This is a genomic window from Citrobacter europaeus (assembly GCF_037482245.1).
GTDB lineage: Bacteria > Pseudomonadota > Gammaproteobacteria > Enterobacterales > Enterobacteriaceae > Citrobacter > Citrobacter europaeus.
Genome location: NZ_CP148084.1, coordinates 5,035,433 through 5,051,932 on the forward strand (window position 1 = coordinate 5,035,433; position 16,500 = coordinate 5,051,932).

General features: G+C 51.8%; 16 protein-coding genes. 1 reads left to right on the plus strand and 15 read right to left on the minus strand.

What is annotated here, in order from left to right; genetic code table 11:
- Positions 1 to 42: 42 nt before the first annotated feature.
- From wecG to trxA, 15 genes are all read right to left on the minus strand, one after another.
- Positions 43 to 783, minus strand: coding sequence for a lipopolysaccharide N-acetylmannosaminouronosyltransferase (gene wecG / locus WHR59_RS23595; RefSeq protein WP_047407609.1), 741 nt, complete (start codon positions 781 to 783; stop codon positions 43 to 45).
- A complete protein-coding gene (gene wzyE, locus WHR59_RS23600) occupies positions 783 to 2,138 on the minus strand; it encodes an ECA oligosaccharide polymerase (protein WP_043018980.1) in 1,356 nt (451 codons plus the stop codon). Before wzyE ends, wecG begins: the two co-directional genes overlap by 1 nt.
- The gene (locus WHR59_RS23605; RefSeq protein WP_338843489.1) at positions 2,135 to 3,214 is read right to left on the minus strand and encodes a TDP-N-acetylfucosamine:lipid II N-acetylfucosaminyltransferase; all 1,080 of its coding nucleotides are present in this window, start codon (positions 3,212 to 3,214) and stop codon (positions 2,135 to 2,137) included. Before WHR59_RS23605 ends, wzyE begins: the two co-directional genes overlap by 4 nt.
- Positions 3,211 to 4,461 carry a lipid III flippase WzxE gene (wzxE, locus tag WHR59_RS23610; RefSeq protein WP_338843490.1) on the minus strand — a complete coding sequence of 417 codons (1,251 nt, stop codon included), beginning with the start codon at positions 4,459 to 4,461 and terminating at the stop codon, positions 3,211 to 3,213. Before wzxE ends, WHR59_RS23605 begins: the two co-directional genes overlap by 4 nt.
- A gap of 1 nt (position 4,462) precedes the next feature.
- Positions 4,463 to 5,593, minus strand: coding sequence for a dTDP-4-amino-4,6-dideoxygalactose transaminase (gene rffA / locus WHR59_RS23615; RefSeq protein WP_172863293.1), 1,131 nt, complete (start codon positions 5,591 to 5,593; stop codon positions 4,463 to 4,465).
- A 4-nt stretch (positions 5,594 to 5,597) separates the two neighbouring features.
- A complete protein-coding gene (gene rffC, locus WHR59_RS23620) occupies positions 5,598 to 6,275 on the minus strand; it encodes a dTDP-4-amino-4,6-dideoxy-D-galactose acyltransferase (protein ID WP_047407622.1) in 678 nt (225 codons plus the stop codon).
- Entirely contained in the window at positions 6,253 to 7,134 is an 882-nt protein-coding gene (rfbA, locus tag WHR59_RS23625; RefSeq protein WP_043018976.1) for a glucose-1-phosphate thymidylyltransferase RfbA, read from the minus strand. Before rfbA ends, rffC begins: the two co-directional genes overlap by 23 nt.
- 33 nt (positions 7,135 to 7,167) lie before the next feature.
- A complete protein-coding gene (rffG, locus tag WHR59_RS23630) occupies positions 7,168 to 8,235 on the minus strand; it encodes a dTDP-glucose 4,6-dehydratase (RefSeq protein ID WP_080625920.1) in 1,068 nt (355 codons plus the stop codon).
- On the minus strand, positions 8,235 to 9,497 hold the full coding sequence (wecC, locus tag WHR59_RS23635; RefSeq protein WP_080625921.1) for a UDP-N-acetyl-D-mannosamine dehydrogenase: 1,263 nt from the start codon (positions 9,495 to 9,497) through the stop codon (positions 8,235 to 8,237). The genes rffG and wecC overlap by 1 nt, the downstream gene beginning before the upstream one ends.
- Entirely contained in the window at positions 9,494 to 10,624 is a 1,131-nt protein-coding gene (wecB, locus tag WHR59_RS23640) for a non-hydrolyzing UDP-N-acetylglucosamine 2-epimerase (RefSeq protein WP_043018973.1), read from the minus strand. Before wecB ends, wecC begins: the two co-directional genes overlap by 4 nt.
- Before the next feature lie 55 nt (positions 10,625 to 10,679).
- On the minus strand, positions 10,680 to 11,726 hold the full coding sequence (gene wzzE, locus WHR59_RS23645) for an ECA polysaccharide chain length modulation protein (protein ID WP_043018972.1): 1,047 nt from the start codon (positions 11,724 to 11,726) through the stop codon (positions 10,680 to 10,682).
- A gap of 12 nt (positions 11,727 to 11,738) precedes the next feature.
- Complete coding sequence (gene wecA, locus WHR59_RS23650) at positions 11,739 to 12,842, minus strand: UDP-N-acetylglucosamine--undecaprenyl-phosphate N-acetylglucosaminephosphotransferase (protein ID WP_043018971.1); 1,104 nt, start codon at positions 12,840 to 12,842, stop codon at positions 11,739 to 11,741.
- Positions 12,843 to 13,081: 239 nt separating this feature from the next.
- Positions 13,082 to 14,341, minus strand: a complete 1,260-nt coding sequence (gene rho, locus WHR59_RS23655) for a transcription termination factor Rho (protein WP_002437993.1) — start codon at positions 14,339 to 14,341, stop codon at positions 13,082 to 13,084.
- Between the two features lie 87 nt (positions 14,342 to 14,428).
- On the minus strand, positions 14,429 to 14,548 hold the full coding sequence (locus tag WHR59_RS23660; RefSeq protein WP_072033422.1) for a rho operon leader peptide: 120 nt from the start codon (positions 14,546 to 14,548) through the stop codon (positions 14,429 to 14,431).
- Positions 14,549 to 14,678: 130 nt separating this feature from the next.
- Positions 14,679 to 15,008 carry a thioredoxin TrxA gene (gene trxA, locus WHR59_RS23665; protein WP_001280776.1) on the minus strand — a complete coding sequence of 110 codons (330 nt, stop codon included), beginning with the start codon at positions 15,006 to 15,008 and terminating at the stop codon, positions 14,679 to 14,681.
- 143 nt (positions 15,009 to 15,151) lie between these two features.
- Between trxA and rhlB the strand changes: the two genes are divergently transcribed.
- The gene (rhlB, locus tag WHR59_RS23670; RefSeq protein ID WP_003829013.1) at positions 15,152 to 16,420 is read left to right on the plus strand and encodes an ATP-dependent RNA helicase RhlB; all 1,269 of its coding nucleotides are present in this window, start codon (positions 15,152 to 15,154) and stop codon (positions 16,418 to 16,420) included.
- The last annotated feature ends 80 nt before the right edge of the window (positions 16,421 to 16,500 follow it).

Below are 16,500 nucleotides of genomic sequence, written 5' to 3' on the forward strand. Positions count from 1 at the left end.
CGTAATTAGCAGATAACGCTACTTATCAGAGGAGAGAGGGTGTCAGAGGTTGCCGGTATAGTGCCAGCGGAGATAGCGTAATAAGCGAAGTTGACGAGAGATACGGCTTGGCTGTGACAGTAAACGATACAGCCACTCCAGCCCCAGATTTTGCCAGATTTTAGGCGCACGCTTCACATGACCGGTAAAGACGTCGTAGGTCCCCCCGACGCCCATATACAGTGCGTCGGGATGAATCTTCCGGCAATCACGCATAAAGATCTCTTGTTTCGGCGAGCCCATCGCCACCGTCACAAATTGCGCGCCGCTGGCGTGGATACGCTCAAATAACGCCTGACGCTGCTCCGGCGTAAAATAACCGTCCTGGCTACCCACAATGTTCACGCGCCACTGAGCACGTAGTTTGGCTTCAGTTTGCGCCAGAACTTCAGGCTTGCCGCCAATCAGGAAAACAGGCGTTCCTTCCTGCCCGGCTCGCGCCATCAGCGCTTCCCAAAGATCGGCCCCCGCCACGCGTGATACCTGCGCCTGCGGGTATTTTTTACCCAAGGAGCGCACAACGCTAATTCCATCTGCATATTTAAATTCAGCAGCATCAATCAGTGTGCGGATCTCTGGGTTATCCTCCGCTGTCAGCATTTTCTCAGCATTAATAGCCACCAGCGTTCCCCGTCTGAGATGCCCCTCTGCAAACAGGTAATTCAGCGCATGCTGCATATCACGCCAGCCAATCAGTTGTAATCCACGCAGTGAATACAGCGGCGCAGTATTATTATCCGTCATTACGATCCTTCAACCTGTGTCCGGGGCACCGACTTTATTCGCTTATGAATGAGTCCCGCACTATCAAACAGCCAGAATAACAATTTTGCCACCAGCAGACAGACACCGAAAATCACGAGGAAAAAGACCACTCGTGAGACAAACGAATCTAACCCTTCACGTGCCAAAACGATCATATTAAAAATGGCACCGAAACAGAAACTGTGCAAAATCGCCGACTTATAGCGATTAGTTTCTCGGTTACCTAATTCATACAGCCAATCAAACCATTTGATGATTAACCCGACGACAATCGCGCCTAACGGTATAAAAAACGCCCCGCCCATCACCACCAGCGAGCCAATTAACGTCGGCGAGATCGCCAGACCCGAGTGGTTGTTCAACACTTCCCAGGTAAAGTAATTCGCTGAATTGAGTACAATACTCGGCCGCCCTGGCCACAGCCAGGAGGGGATAAAGACGTAGAAGTCACGGACAATCGGCGCCAGCCCCTGGAACTCAATATTGTTGTAGTTCTGCAGCAACAGAGCCAGATTCTCCCACGGCGAGAAGGTGTCACGCGTGAGATACAGGAAAGTATAGAACGCCTCGTCACCGCTCACGTTCATCCCGTAGCGCTTCAGCGCCAGCCAGAACATCCCGATGATACCCAGTACGCCCGCGGCGGCCAGCATCCACAGTGAAATCCAGCCGCGAATGATGCCGATAAACAGGAAAATGGCAAACGCGATAATGATATTGGCGCGAGTTCCGCCCACAATCATATAGGTCAGTAAACCAAACGCGACGGTGCTCACCAGGAAGAACAACCACGCTTTGCTGTCCTGACGCAGGAAATAGACCACCAGCATTGCCGGAATGAAGAAGTAGAAGAAACGCTTCAAAGCGACCCCAGAGACTTCACTGGAAAAAATCTGGCTATAGGATTGCAGTCTGAACAACAGGAACCCGTTGTGCATAAAGAAGATGCCCACGCTCACCAGCGCAATCGCCATCAGGATAATCCAGGTCAAATGGGCTTCAACACGATTGATGGTAAACAGCGGCCTGCGCGGCTTATTCTCTACTCGCTTGCGCAGACGCGTTTTATACGTCACGTAGTAGACGGCATAGAAACAGGCAGCTGATAGCAGAGCCTGCAGCAGGATCTCCGGCGGAGCGACTGCCACATCAAAGCGGAACACCAGGATGCTGGTCAGCGGGAACCCAAAGAAAAACGTCAGCAAAAACAGCAACGAGAAGAAAACATTGAAGTTAAAGCGCACGCGACGGAATTCAAACCAGGTCAGCGTGGCGATAAACAAGGTGGAGAGCAGCCAGACCACCAGCAGACCGCTGAATTGCATCAGGCTCATACGATTTCTCCTGAAGCAACGCGCAGCGCGTTATGCCATGGCTGCAGATAATTCGGGCTAAAAAAGGTGATTGTATTTTTATCTACCGATGCCAACTGGCGCTGCGCTTCGCGTACAACGCCTTCATTGAGTTCATCAGTGGTAAATAATACCGGGAGATTCTGTTCCACCATATCCTGCCAGAAGGGATTTTCTCGGTTGAGCACGCACGGAATACCTGCCTGGATCAGCAAACACAGGGTTCCGATCCCTTGCTGGCGGGCAAAAATAAAGTAACCCAAATCACACTGACGCAATAATGCCAGATAGGCATCAAATTCCAACTTTTCGCTTAAAATTTGCAGATTATCAGCGCTAAACAATGCCAGGCCCGCCTGGCGAACCTCGTCGATATAGGCGGTATTATTGGCAGGATAACCCATCGGCACGATCACATTCACCGTGTCGCCGAACTGCTGATGCACGGCGCGTAGCGCGGCTACATGCTCATTACTACGATCGCCAGAGTTACCAACCAGCACCGTCATCTTGCCGCTGCGTGGGCACTCACTGCTCATATTATTGAGCGACGGATCCATCCGCGTTGGGAAATAGAGCAACTCACCACGCACACGCGGATGTTGTTCGGCGAAATAGTGTAGATCACCCCGCGTGGCAAACACGCATCCCACGCGATTCTGCGCCATACGCCGAATCGGGTAAAACAGGCGGAATTTCAGTCCACTGGAGACTTCATATAAATCCGCCCCCCAGATATGCCAGTAAAACTGCTCTGATTTAATCCCCCCACTCAGCAACGCTAACCACAAGCTGATGTTGAACTGACCGTGGAAGAAAAATCGCTGTTGACGATCCGCTTTTGCCTTCGCGATAACAGCGTCAGCCAACGCCTTTTTCCCGCTGTAGAAGCTTAGCGATAACGCTGGGCAACTCTCACTGAATCCCGCATCCTGACCAGCAACCATAAACGTGCGCGCGTGCTCGCTCGTCGCAGCCAGCGAGTCGTTGAAAAACCGCAGCACGGTTTGGTTATGGTGAGGGATATCCGATCCCAGAACGTGAATCAGTACAGTCATGCCCGCCTACGCCAGAGTAAAAACACGCCACAACAAAGAGAAAAATAGACAATGTACGTTGCCATGTAAGCCTGCGCCGCGCCCAACGCGCCGTGTACAGGGATCAGCCAATGGGCAAACGCCGTCAACAATACGAACTGGCTAATTTCAGCCAAAATATAAAACCGCAGTGACGCTTTCGCGATTACCAGATACCCAAAGACATACGCCCCAACTTTCAGTACATCGCCGACCAGTTGCCAGGCAAACAGATCGCGCATGGCGGTGAATTTTGCGGAGAAAAGCAGCCAGATCGCAAAATCACGCAGCAGCCAAACAGTAAAGCTCGCGGCGGCAACCGCCGGTAACACGAACTTCAGCGACTTAACCACCTCGCGCGTAATGTCGCGCTTTTCGGTCAGTCGTGACAACGTCGGCAGCAAGTAAACGCTGAATGAAGCGGTAATGAATTGCAGATAAGCATCAGAGATACTGCTTACCCCCTGCCAGATCCCTACATCATCCCAGCTATACTGCGCCGCCAGCAGGTTTCGCATCATCACGTATGCCACAGGCAGCGTTACGGAGGTAATCAGCGCCATCAGCGTAAACTTGCTTAGCTGTCCAGCAAGACCGTTATCCCATGAGGGTTTCAGGTAATGCAGGGGAATAGTGCCACGTTTAATCAGCATGATGGCTGCAGGGATAACCACCAACGCGGGCACTAACGCCAGACCCAGCAAAGCGCCTTCATACCCTCCCAGGCGATAACAGCCATAATAAGCCACCACGCCCACCAGGCTACCCACAATCAGCGACAGCGCGTTACCTGCCGCATCGCGGAAGCCCTTCATCAGTGCCAGCAGCAGGTTCGCCCAGGCAATACCCATCTGCACCAGCGCAACCAGCCTAACCAGCCCCTGGTAATGTGTATGACCAAATAACCCCTGACTGATAGGCGCGGCCGCCAGCAGGAAAATCACCGCCATCAGCGTAGAGAATCCCAGCACCATCGCGGAAGATGTACCGACCACCTTACGGAGCCGGCTCGGATCGTCATGATGCTGCGCAACGTATTTCGTGACGCCATTGAAAATGCCGGCTCCCGCCAACACGCCAAGCACGGTGACCATCTGGCGGAAGTTACCCGCCTGCCCCACGCCTGCCGGGCCAAACGACACCGCCAGCAGCTTCACGACCAGCAAACCTGCACCGATTTTTACCAGCGTACTGGCCGCCGTCCATAAGGACGCTTTTGCAAGCGACATATCAGGCGAAATAGTTGAGTAAGGTCGTAATGACGGTACGTTGGTTCACCGGCGACAGATTGTAGAACAGCGGTAAACGCAGCAGGCGCTCGCTCTCTTTGGTGGTGTAACGATCAACACCGGAGAACACGCCAAATTTATCGCCAGCCGGGCAATCATGCAGCGGGATATAGTGGAATACCGCCATAATTTCAGCTTCTTTCAGGAAGTTAATCAACGCAGTGCGATCGTCGATATCACGCAGCTTGATGTAAAACATATGGGCATTCTGCACGCAGTTTTCCGGGACAGAAGGCAGATCAATGCGCCCGGCGCGCGCCAGCGGCTCGAGGGCATCGTAATACTTTTGCCACAGTGCCAGACGCTGCTGGTTAATACGGTCCGCTGCTTCCAGCTGCGCCCACAGATAAGCGGCCTGCAGATCGGACATCAGATAGCTGGAGCCGATATCACGCCAGGTATACTTATCGACCTGCCCGCGAAAAAACTGACTGCGATTCGTCCCTTTTTCACGGATGATCTCCGCACGATCGACTAATTTTTTATCATTAATCAGCGTCGCGCCGCCCTCACCGCCTGCGGTGTAGTTTTTGGTCTCATGAAAGCTAAAGCAGCCGATGTGGCCAATCGTCCCCAGCGCACGACCTTTGTAAGTCGACATGACGCCCTGAGCCGCATCTTCCACCACATACAGGTTATGTTTATCGGCCAGCGCCATAATGGTATCCATTTCACAGGCCACGCCCGCGTAATGTACCGGCACAATAACGCGGGTTTTGTCGGTGATCGCCGCTTCAATCAACGTTTCGTCAATATTCATGGTATCCGGGCGGAGATCAACAAAGACAATTTTCGCGCCGCGCAGAACGAAGGCATTAGCCGTGGAAACAAACGTGTAGCTCGGCATAATAACTTCATCGCCAGGCTGGATATCCAGCAGCAATGCCGCCATCTCAAGCGATGCGGTGCAGGACGGCGTCAGCAGCACTTTCTCGCTGCCAAAATGCTGCTCCAGCCACTGCTGACAGCGGCGGGTAAAGCCACCGTCACCACACAGTTTGCCGCTGTTCATTGCGGACTGCATGTAATCGAGTTCAGTTCCCACCACCGGCGGTGCGTTAAATGGAATCATCATGTCACCTGTATAACCAATACGCGGTGCTTTCCACATTCGCACCACTGTGTATGTAACGTTTAAGCGCGGCGGTGTTGCCCATTTGGGTCGCCACACGCAATGTTGTTTTTCCGCGAGCCTGTGCCCAGCAAAGCGCCGCCTGCATCAGTTCTGCACCCGCGCCACGCCCGGCCAGCAGGCCAATTCTCGCCTCGGTCGCATTCAGTTCACGCAGCGAGACATAGCCACGAATCTCCCCTGTAGGCGTACGAAAAACGAGACACTGATGGTCAAACGTGCCCAGTACTGCATTTTCAATCCACTGCGCGTAAAAACGCGCGCTGGCATCAGCGGCATACCACGGCGCGCGAAAACGACTTAGCGCAAACGCCTGTCCTGCCAGATAGCGTAATGCAGGGATATCCGAAGATTGCGCGACCTGCGCGCCGGGGTCGCCACTGGCACACGTTACCGGCAGTACAAAATCCACTTCACCTTCGACCAGTGAAAAGCCCAACTGCTGCAGGGCGTCTAATTCCTGGGTATTACCGGCAGGTATTTTTGCCTGTACCCGCGACCAGGGCAGCAATGCATCCGTGGTCAGAACAGGCGCGCGTTGGTCAAAACGGACAATGGCGCTATTGACGCCAAAGAACGTATTTTCCCAGCTAAGCGGTTCAATACTGGCGCGGACGAGCACGGAGCAGCTCCAGCAGATATTGACCATAACCCGTTTTGGCCAGCGAACTGGCGGCACGCTTCACGCCTTCGTCATCCAGCCAGCCGTTACGCCAGGCGATTTCTTCCAGACAGGCTATTTTAAAGCCCTGACGTTTCTCCACCGTCTGCACAAACGTGCTCGCTTCGATCAAACTGTCATGCGTACCGGTATCCAGCCAGGCAAAGCCACGCCCAAGCAATTCGACCGTCAGATGTCCGTCATCAAGATACATTTGGTTGATAGACGTAATCTCCAGTTCCCCACGCTCAGAAGGTTTCACGCGTTTTGCGTATTCCACCACTTTGCTGTCATAGAAATAGAGCCCGGTCACCGCCCAGTTGGACTTTGGTACTTTCGGCTTCTCTTCCAGAGAGACTGCGCGAAAATTGTCATCAAACTCAACCACACCAAATCGCTCAGGGTCCATTACCTGATAACCAAACACCGTCGCGCCTTGCGTTCTGGCAGCGACATGACGCAGTTTTGGACTGAATCCCTGACCAAAGAAGATGTTGTCCCCTAGCACCAGGCACGATGGTTCACCGTTGAGAAACGTTTCACCGATAATAAAAGCCTGCGCTAATCCATCCGGGCTCGGCTGCTCAGCATAGTGCAGTTCAATGCCGAACTCAGACCCATCACCCAGCAGACGCTGGAAATAGCCTTTATCTTCCGGTGTAGTGATAATCAGAATTTCGCGAATTCCCGCCAGCATTAGTACTGATAGCGGGTAGTAAATCATCGGCTTATCGTAAATGGGCAATAGCTGCTTCGATACGCCACGCGTAATGGGATACAGGCGAGTACCTGAGCCACCCGCCAGAATGATACCTTTCATGCGTTGTCTCCTCCGGGAGCCAAAACCAGGCTGTTAGCCCTTCAGACCTAAACGTTCACCCTGGTAACTGCCGTCCTGCACGGGTTTCCACCATGCCTGATTATCCAGATACCACTGCACGGTTTTGCGCATTCCGCTTTCAAACGTTTCCTGCGGCATCCAACCTAGTTCACGTGCAATTTTTGAAGCGTCAATGGCGTAACGCAAATCATGGCCAGGGCGATCGTCCACAAAAGCGATCAAATCGCGGTACTGTGCAATGCCCTGCGGTTTATGCGGCGCCAGCTCTTCCAGCAGGCTGCAAACTGTTTCGACGACATCCAGGTTTTTACGCTCGTTATGACCACCAATATTATAGGTTTCTCCAACCACGCCCGCCGTCGCCACGCAATAGAGCGCCCTGGCGTGATCTTCTACATACAACCAGTCACGGATCTGTTGACCATTGCCGTACACCGGCAACGGTTTCCCCGCCAGTGCGTTGAGGATCATCAGCGGAATCAGTTTTTCCGGGAAATGGTACGGACCATAGTTGTTGGAACAATTGGTAATCAGCGTTGGCAGACCGTAGGTACGCAGCCAGGCGCGGACAAGATGATCGCTGCTGGCTTTCGAGGCGGAATAAGGGCTGCTTGGCGCATACGGCGTGGTTTCGGTGAAGAAATCATCTATGGAATGGAGATCGCCATACACCTCGTCAGTCGAAATATGGTGGAAACGAAACGCCAATTTTTTCTCGCTGGCCAATCCATTCCAGTAAGCGCGCGCCGCTTCCAACAGCGTGTAGGTTCCCACAATGTTGGTTTCGATAAAGGCAGCCGGACCGTCGATTGAGCGATCGACATGGCTTTCAGCAGCCAGATGCATCACGCAGTCCGGCTGATAGTGTTGAAACACCCTATCGAGCGATACCCGATCGCAAATATCCACTTTCTCAAAGGCAAAACGGGAATTCTGCGCAACTGGCTCCAGCGACATCAGGTTTCCGGCGTAGGTCAGCTTATCGACCACAACCACTGCATCCTCGGTATCATGAATGATATGCCGCACAACCGCCGAGCCGATAAATCCCGCTCCGCCAGTAACAAGAATTCGTTTCATTAGCGCCAAACCCCTTTGGTATCAACGATGTACTGCTGTTGAACCCCATCGCCTTTGATGGCTTTAAATTCATTATGGTCAACCAGCATGACCAACACATCGGCACTTGCCAACGCATCGTCCAGCGCCGCCAGTTGGCAAAGACCATCCAGTTTTTTCGGCAGTTGATGGATGTTCGGTTCCACCACCAGCGTTTCGCCTTTGTGCCATTGCGCGATGTTTTGCGCAATTCCCATCGCCGGGCTTTCACGCAAATCATCAATATTGGGTTTGAATGCCAGACCGAAACAGGCAATTTTCACTTCGCTGGCCCGTTTATTGGTCTCCGCCAGACAGTCAGCTACGGCAGCCTTCACCCGATCGACCACCCAATGAGGCTTACCATCGTTTACCTCACGCGCGGTGCGGATCAATTTCGCCTGCTGCGGATTCTGCGCCACGATAAACCACGGATCGACCGCGATACAGTGTCCACCCACGCCGGGGCCGGGTTGCAAAATATTCACGCGCGGATGGCGGTTTGCCAGGCGAATAAGCTCCCAGACGTTGATCCCCTGGTCGGCGCAAATCAGCGACAGTTCATTGGCGAAAGCAATATTAACGTCGCGGAAGCTATTTTCCGTCAGCTTACACATTTCGGCGGTGCGGGCGTTGGTTACCACACATTCACCTTCGAGAAAGATGTTGTACAGCTCACTGGCCCGCGCGGAACAGACGGAGGTCATTCCACCAATTACGCGGTCATTTTTAATCAGTTCGACCATTACCTGGCCCGGCAGCACGCGCTCTGGGCAATAAGCAATGTTAATATCTGCTTGTTCACCGACCTGCTGCGGAAAAGTCAGGTCAGGACGCATTTCAGCCAGCCATGCGGCCATCTGTTCAGTTGCCCCGACAGGTGAAGTGGATTCCAGAATCACCAACGCACCTTTTTTCAGTACTGGCGCAATAGATTTAGCCGCGGCTTCTACATAGACCATATCGGGTTCATGATCTCCCTTGAACGGGGTAGGTACCGCAATCAGATACGCATCAGCGTCTACGGGTGTCGTGGTTGCACGCAGAAATCCATCTTCGACCGCCGTTTTCACCACCGCACCCAGATCGGGCTCAACGATGTGAATTTCACCGCGATTAATGGTATCCACCGCATGCTGGTTTACATCTACGCCAATCACATGTTTTTGACGGGAAGCAAAGGCAGCCGCCGTTGGCAGTCCGATATAACCCAGCCCAATGACAGAAATGGTCGTAAAACTCATAGCGATATCCGATTATTTTTTAACGCGTGTAAAATGCGGTCACATGCCTGCCCGTCACCATACGGATTATGGGCACGGCTCATGGTCTGATATTCATCGTCGTCTTGCAGCAAACGCGTGACTTCTTCAACAATACGCTGCGGGTCAGTCCCCACCAGACGCACAGTTCCTGCGGTTATCGCTTCCGGGCGCTCCGTTGTCTCACGCATTACCAGCACGGGTTTTCCCAGAGACGGCGCTTCTTCCTGAATCCCGCCGGAATCGGTAAGGATCAGCCAGGCGTGATTCATAAGCCAGACGAATGGCAGGTAGTCCTGCGGTTCGATTAAAACCACGTTTTCAACGTGACCCAGGATGCGATTGACCGGCTCGCTGACGTTAGGGTTCAGGTGTACCGGATAGACAATCTGCACATTCTGGTTAGATGCGGCTATCTCCGCCAGGGCATGGCAGATTTGCTCAAAACCGCGACCAAAGCTTTCCCGACGGTGACCGGTAACGAGGATCATCTTTTTATCAGCATCCAGGAAAGGATAACGCTCAGCCAGCTCCGCACGCAGCGTCTCATTGCCCAGTACACGATCCCGAACCCAGATCAACGCATCAATAACCGTATTACCCGTGACGAAAATACGATCGTCAGGAATAGCTTCCCGCAACAGATTTTGGCGCGAATTTTCTGTCGGGGCAAAATGATACATCGCCAGACGCCCGGTCAGCGTGCGGTTCGCCTCTTCCGGCCATGGTGAAAAGAGGTCACCTGTACGTAAACCAGCCTCTACATGCCCCACCGGTATGCGCTGATAGAACGCGGCCAGACTGGCGGCAATGGTGGTTGTGGTATCACCATGAACCAACACTACATCAGGTTTAAAATCAGCCAGAATTGGCTTTAACCCTTCCAGAATGCGGCAGGTTATTTCGGTTAATCCCTGACCTGGCTGCATAATATTGAGATCGTAGTCAGGTACAATGGAAAAGAGATTCAACACCTGATCGAGCATCTCCCGATGCTGCGCCGTGACGCAAACTTTCGCCTCAAAATCAGGATCTTTTTCCAGCGCATGAACCAGAGGAGCCATCTTAATGGCCTCCGGTCGCGTGCCAAATACAGTCAGTACTTTCACATCGATTCTCTTCGGATTGGCAGCGAGGGCCCAGCCCCTCACTGCAACGGCATTGCTAAATCGGACGGCGACGGGTTAACGCGACACCAGCACCGATCAGAGCCCCGACAATACCCCACATAATCATCAGGAAGGCGCGACGAGGGCTGTCACGTTTTACCGGTTCTTCCGGCGTCCTCAAATAACGATAGGTCTGAAAACGGGGATCTAAAGTTGGCCCGACATTCAGGGTGTTCAGCATGGCTCTGTTCTGAAAATAGTCCAGATCGAAATCCGGACCAATTGACTGCAAATTCTCGAGTCGAGCCTGCAACATAGGACGTCCGAGTAAGAACAATTCTGAATCTGGCAACTCATCAGCTGGAACATCTGTGGAAGTACGCGAAATATTATGCTGTTCAGCAATTTTAAGCGCTTGTTCAATGCTGTGGACGCGGCGAGAGAAAATGGATTTTGCTACTTCTTCCTGGCGTTTAACCTGCGCTTTCATTTGCACCGTGCGTGCGGCCCATGCGCCTTTTAACTCATCGTTAAGATGACGTGCCGCGCGCTGGCTGGCAAACGCCACGTACTGGCGCAGCAGATTGTTGGCATCCGGCGCCGTCTCGGCAATCAGCTTCACGCTGTCATTGGTGTTACGCAGAGCATCGCCAGGCAAAAACTGAATGTTATTTATCAATTCATCCAGCATCGCCGCATCGGCTTTGCTGTTACCGACCATACGTTGCTTGTAATAATCAGTCTGCTGCCAGAATTCTCGGCGTGTATCCCAGGAAGCAAGCTGCATGATGAATTCTTTATAGGCTTCATCCATTACCGACGGTTGGTCGGCAGATGCGAGACTGGCCTTTATATCCAGGTTACGTAAAAACTGTTGTTGAGAGTAAAACCCCCCCAACATATTGACCGTTGGCCTGTCAGTAATCGCTGTTGCACTCCACTCCTGACGAGCAAAAAATGTATAGGCGAGAGCCACTATCGCAAAGGCGAGAGCCATACCGACGATCCACACCTTCCCTGCCCACAAGGTACGAAACAACCCACGGATATCCAGTTCATTTTCAGCGCTCACGGCGTCTTCCCCCGGTAATGGTTGTCTCATTGCATCCTCAATTTACTTGGTTAAGTTTGGTTTGCCTTCACGAACTCTTCGCAATCTGCGCTTCACTCGCTTGATAAATCTCGCTACCTTCCAGGCGCGCTTGATACAGTAACCGTAGAGGCCAAAGGCCAGTAAAAAAAGCAACAACATGGCCCATTCAGGGACTAAGCGAAAATATTCAGCCAACACGCCGATAGACGCCAGAACCGCCGCAGCCAGCGTAATCAGAACAAATGCCTGTCGGGAAGTAAACCCTGCCCGCATCACCAAATGATGTATGTGCTGGCGGTCCGCTGAGAAAGGACTCATGCCTTTTCGCAAGCGTCGGTACATGATTGCCACCATATCCATTAACGGAATGGCAATAATCCACAGTGCTGTGACCGGACTAATAGGATGCGTTTTACCTTGAGTAGTTTCGAGCAGGATCCAGATCACTGTGAAGCCGATCAGCGTACTGCCCGCATCACCCATAAAAACTTTATAGCGACGTCCAAGAATGCCCAGATTTAGCAGAATATAAGGCAGAATGGCGGCGATCATGGCAAAACACCAGATAGCCAGGCTCGTCTGCCCATCGAACCACAAAATGAACCCCATCGCCGCAAATGAAACGCTGGACAACCCGCCCAGCAGACCATCAATCCCATCCACCATATTAAAGGCGTTTATCGCCGCCCAAACGGCAAACAGAGTAAGTAGATAACCGAACGGACCGAGCACCATCTCCCAGGGGCCAAAAATATACCCAAGGCTAAGCAGATAGAGTTTACCAACCGACATCATGATAATGCCAATCGCGGCCTGGATAACTGCTCGAATTTTTACACTAATATCAAAGCGATCGTCTAACGCGCCGACCAAAACCAATACTCCAGCACAAGCCAGATAGAGAGAAGCATGCGGGATGTAATAGTCAGCAATGGCAAACGTAAAACATACACCCGCGTAAGCCGAAATCCCCCCAACCAACGGAATCAGTCCCTGATGCCGTTTACGGAAGTTGGGTTTATCCACTAAACCAATCTTTTTTGCGACCTTGCGGGCAAAGAAAAGAAACAGTGTTGTGAATAAAAAAATACTGATGAGATCAGTGCTTACTGTCAGTAAATTCACAATGCATGCTCTCAGAGAATATTAATAGCAGAAGTATAACCACGAAGACCTTTATTCAGAAGGGAAACCCGACTTCATATCCAATGGTTTTGTATAATTATCAACCACAAGATACAGATTACGAATCTTTTTCTACTTGTTGGTAAGTCATACCGTATTATCGTTATTGTGTCGTTAAGATTACAGCCATAAAAGCAAAACGCCACGTAAAAACGTGGCGTTTTCAGATGATGCCTGAATCAGGAACGCTTCATCATGTCGAAGAAGTCGTCGTTAGTCTTGGTCATCGCCAGCTTGTTAATGAGGAATTCCATTGCATCGATCTCACCCATCGGATGGATGATTTTACGCAGGATCCACATTTTCTGCAGCTCTTCCTGAGTGGTGAGCAGCTCTTCTTTACGGGTACCGGAACGGTTGTAGTCGATAGCCGGGAAGACGCGTTTTTCCGCAATCTTACGAGAGAGATGCAGTTCCATGTTGCCGGTACCTTTAAACTCTTCGTAGATAACTTCATCCATTTTAGAGCCGGTATCGATCAGCGCAGTGGCGATGATGGTCAGGCTGCCGCCCTCTTCCACGTTACGCGCCGCACCGAAGAAACGCTTCGGACGATGCAGGGCGTTGGCATCCACACCACCGGTCAGAACTTTACCGGAAGCAGGTACCACGGTGTTATAAGCACGCGCCAGACGGGTGATGGAGTCGAGCAGAATGATAACGTCTTTCTTGTGTTCAACCAGACGTTTCGCCTTCTCGATAACCATTTCCGCAACCTGGACGTGACGGGAGGCGGGTTCGTCAAAGGTAGACGCAACCACTTCACCTTTCACCAGACGCTGCATCTCGGTCACTTCTTCCGGACGTTCGTCAATCAGCAGCACCATCAGCACGCAGTCTGGATGGTTGTAAGCAATGCTCTGCGCAATGTTCTGCAGCAGCATGGTTTTACCTGCTTTCGGCGGAGCAACAATCAGACCACGTTGGCCGCGACCGATCGGTGATGCCAGATCCAGTACACGCGCCGTTAAGTCTTCAGTAGAACCGTTACCACGTTCCATACGCAGACGAGAGTTTGCGTGCAGCGGGGTTAAGTTCTCAAAGAGGATTTTGTTACGGGCGTTTTCTGGTTTGTCGTAGTTAACTTCGTTAACTTTCAACAGCGCAAAGTAGCGTTCACCTTCTTTCGGCGGGCGAATCTTACCAGAAATGGTATCACCAGTGCGGAGGTTGAAACGGCGGATTTGGCTGGGAGAAACGTAGATGTCATCAGGACCGGCGAGGTAGGAGCTGTCTGCAGAGCGGAGGAAACCAAATCCATCCTGCAATATCTCCAGCACACCGTCACCAAAGATATCTTCGCCACTCTTTGCGTGCTGCTTCAGGATGGCAAAAATAATGTCCTGCTTGCGCATACGAGCCAGGTTTTCAAGGCCCATATTTTCGCCGAGAGTGATCAGCTCAGAAACCGGCGTATTCTTTAATTCGGTAAGATTCATAATGGTGTGAGTTCTTAAACTTGGGGTAAATCTCGAACTTAATGTTGTGAATGGTATGGCAGGGTCATCCATGCCTGTTTACGGCCATCAACTCATGTCTGTTCGCTGTCTGGTCACAGGAAAGTACACAGAACTGAAACGACAAGACGGATTGAGTGACAAGCCAGGAATCTGTCCACTTCTCGCGCGAGAAACTACGGGAAGTATTGGATATAACTAGATTCAAACTTAATAAGGTATGTTTAATACGAAGTCAACACTAACTTAGCACGACTCAAGTCGGGCGTCCAGTCATCCGAATCATTTCGAAGTATGGTCGCCCGATCATGAGACTTCCTTACGCTAAATTAGCGTCGAGGAATTCTTTCAACTGACCTTTGGACAGTGCGCCGACTTTCGTCGCCGCAACTTCGCCGTTTTTAAACAGCAGCAGGGTCGGGATGCCACGGATACCATACTTCGGCGCGGTGCCTGGGTTTTGGTCAATGTTCAGTTTAGCAACCGTCAGTTTGCCCTGATATTCGTCAGCGATTTCATCCAGAATTGGAGCGATCATTTTGCACGGACCGCACCACTCTGCCCAGAAATCAACAAGGATAGCTCCGTCCGCTTTGAGTACATCCGTGTCAAAACTGTCGTCAGTCAGGTGAATAATTTTATCGCTCATATTAACTCCACAGGAATAAGCCTGGTGCGTTGGTGTACTCTTAATCAACGACGTGTTGATGTAGCATTAACCAACTAAAGGTTGACTTTATTTCACCGGATACGCTTTCGTAAAGCAATAGTAAGCTGATATTCTACCACACTATGAGCAAAACACATTTAACAGAACAGAAGTTTTCCGACTTCGCCCTGCACCCAAAGGTGATAGAAGCCCTTGAAAATAAAGGCTTTCATAACTGCACGCCCATTCAGGCCCTCGCGCTGCCGCTAACGCTGGCAGGTCGTGATGTTGCAGGGCAGGCGCAAACCGGTACCGGAAAAACGATGGCGTTCCTGACGTCAACGTTTCATTATCTTCTCTCTCATCCCGCGATTGCCGATCGCAAGGTGAACCAACCGCGTGCGTTAATTATGGCGCCAACGCGTGAGTTAGCCGTGCAGATCCACGCCGACGCAGAACCGCTGGCGCAGACCACCGGTCTGAAATTAGGTCTGGCTTATGGCGGCGACGGTTACGACAAACAGCTGAAAGTGCTGGAAAGCGGCGTCGATATTCTTATCGGCACGACCGGTCGTCTCATCGACTATGCAAAACAGAACCATATTAACCTGGGCGCGATTCAGGTCGTGGTGCTGGATGAAGCCGATCGTATGTACGATCTGGGCTTTATCAAAGATATCCGTTGGCTATTCCGCCGTATGCCGCCAACCACCCAACGTCTGAACATGCTGTTTTCTGCAACTCTCTCTTACCGCGTTCGCGAACTGGCGTTCGAACAGATGAATAACGCCGAGTACGTTGAAGTCGAACCGGAACAGAAGACAGGTCACCGTATTAAAGAAGAGCTCTTCTATCCTTCCAACGAAGAGAAAATGCGTTTACTGCAAACGCTGATTGAAGAAGAGTGGCCAGATCGCGCCATCGTCTTTGCTAACACCAAGCATCGCTGTGAAGATATCTGGGGCAGTCTTGCCGCTGACGGTCATCGCGTCGGTCTGCTGACCGGTGACGTGGCGCAGAAAAAACGTCTGCGTATTCTGGATGAATTCACCCGTGGCGATCTCGACATTCTCGTTGCGACGGATGTCGCCGCGCGTGGTCTGCATATCCCAGCCGTAACGCATGTATTTAACTATGACCTGCCGGATGACTGTGAAGATTACGTTCACCGTATCGGTCGTACCGGACGCGCAGGAGCAAGCGGTCACTCTATCAGCCTGGCCTGTGAAGAATACGCGCTGAATTTACCCGCAATCGAGACCTATATCGGCCACTCGATCCCGGTCAGCAAGTACAACCCGGATGCGCTGATGACCGATCTGCCGAAGCCATTACGCTTAACGCGTCCACGCACAGGCAATGGCCCACGCCGTACCGGTGGTGCTCCGCGTAATCGTCGTCGTTCAGGTTAAGAAAAGTTATGCCATACACAAAATCATTCAGCCTGTATCAAGGCGGCAAGAAAACGAATCCCGATGAGCTTACTTTAGTA

Bases quoted from the DNA above. Each gene is read 5' to 3' on its own strand.
- wecG (WP_047407609.1), bottom strand. From the start codon at position 783: ATGACGGATAATAATACTGCGCCGCTGTATTCACTGCGTGGATTACAA.
- wzyE (WP_043018980.1), bottom strand. From the start codon at position 2,138: ATGAGCCTGATGCAATTCAGCGGTCTGCTGGTGGTCTGGCTGCTCTCC.
- WHR59_RS23605 (WP_338843489.1), bottom strand. From the start codon at position 3,214: ATGACTGTACTGATTCACGTTCTGGGATCGGATATCCCTCACCATAAC.
- wzxE (WP_338843490.1), bottom strand. From the start codon at position 4,461: ATGTCGCTTGCAAAAGCGTCCTTATGGACGGCGGCCAGTACGCTGGTA.
- rffA (WP_172863293.1), bottom strand. From the start codon at position 5,593: ATGATTCCATTTAACGCACCGCCGGTGGTGGGAACTGAACTCGATTAC.
- rfbA (WP_043018976.1), bottom strand. From the start codon at position 7,134: ATGAAAGGTATCATTCTGGCGGGTGGCTCAGGTACTCGCCTGTATCCC.
- rffG (WP_080625920.1), bottom strand. From the start codon at position 8,235: ATGAAACGAATTCTTGTTACTGGCGGAGCGGGATTTATCGGCTCGGCG.
- wecC (WP_080625921.1), bottom strand. From the start codon at position 9,497: ATGAGTTTTACGACCATTTCTGTCATTGGGCTGGGTTATATCGGACTG.
- wzzE (WP_043018972.1), bottom strand. From the start codon at position 11,726: ATGAGACAACCATTACCGGGGGAAGACGCCGTGAGCGCTGAAAATGAA.
- rho (WP_002437993.1), bottom strand. From the start codon at position 14,341: ATGAATCTTACCGAATTAAAGAATACGCCGGTTTCTGAGCTGATCACT.
- trxA (WP_001280776.1), bottom strand. From the start codon at position 15,008: ATGAGCGATAAAATTATTCACCTGACTGACGACAGTTTTGACACGGAT.
- rhlB (WP_003829013.1), top strand. From the start codon at position 15,152: ATGAGCAAAACACATTTAACAGAACAGAAGTTTTCCGACTTCGCCCTG.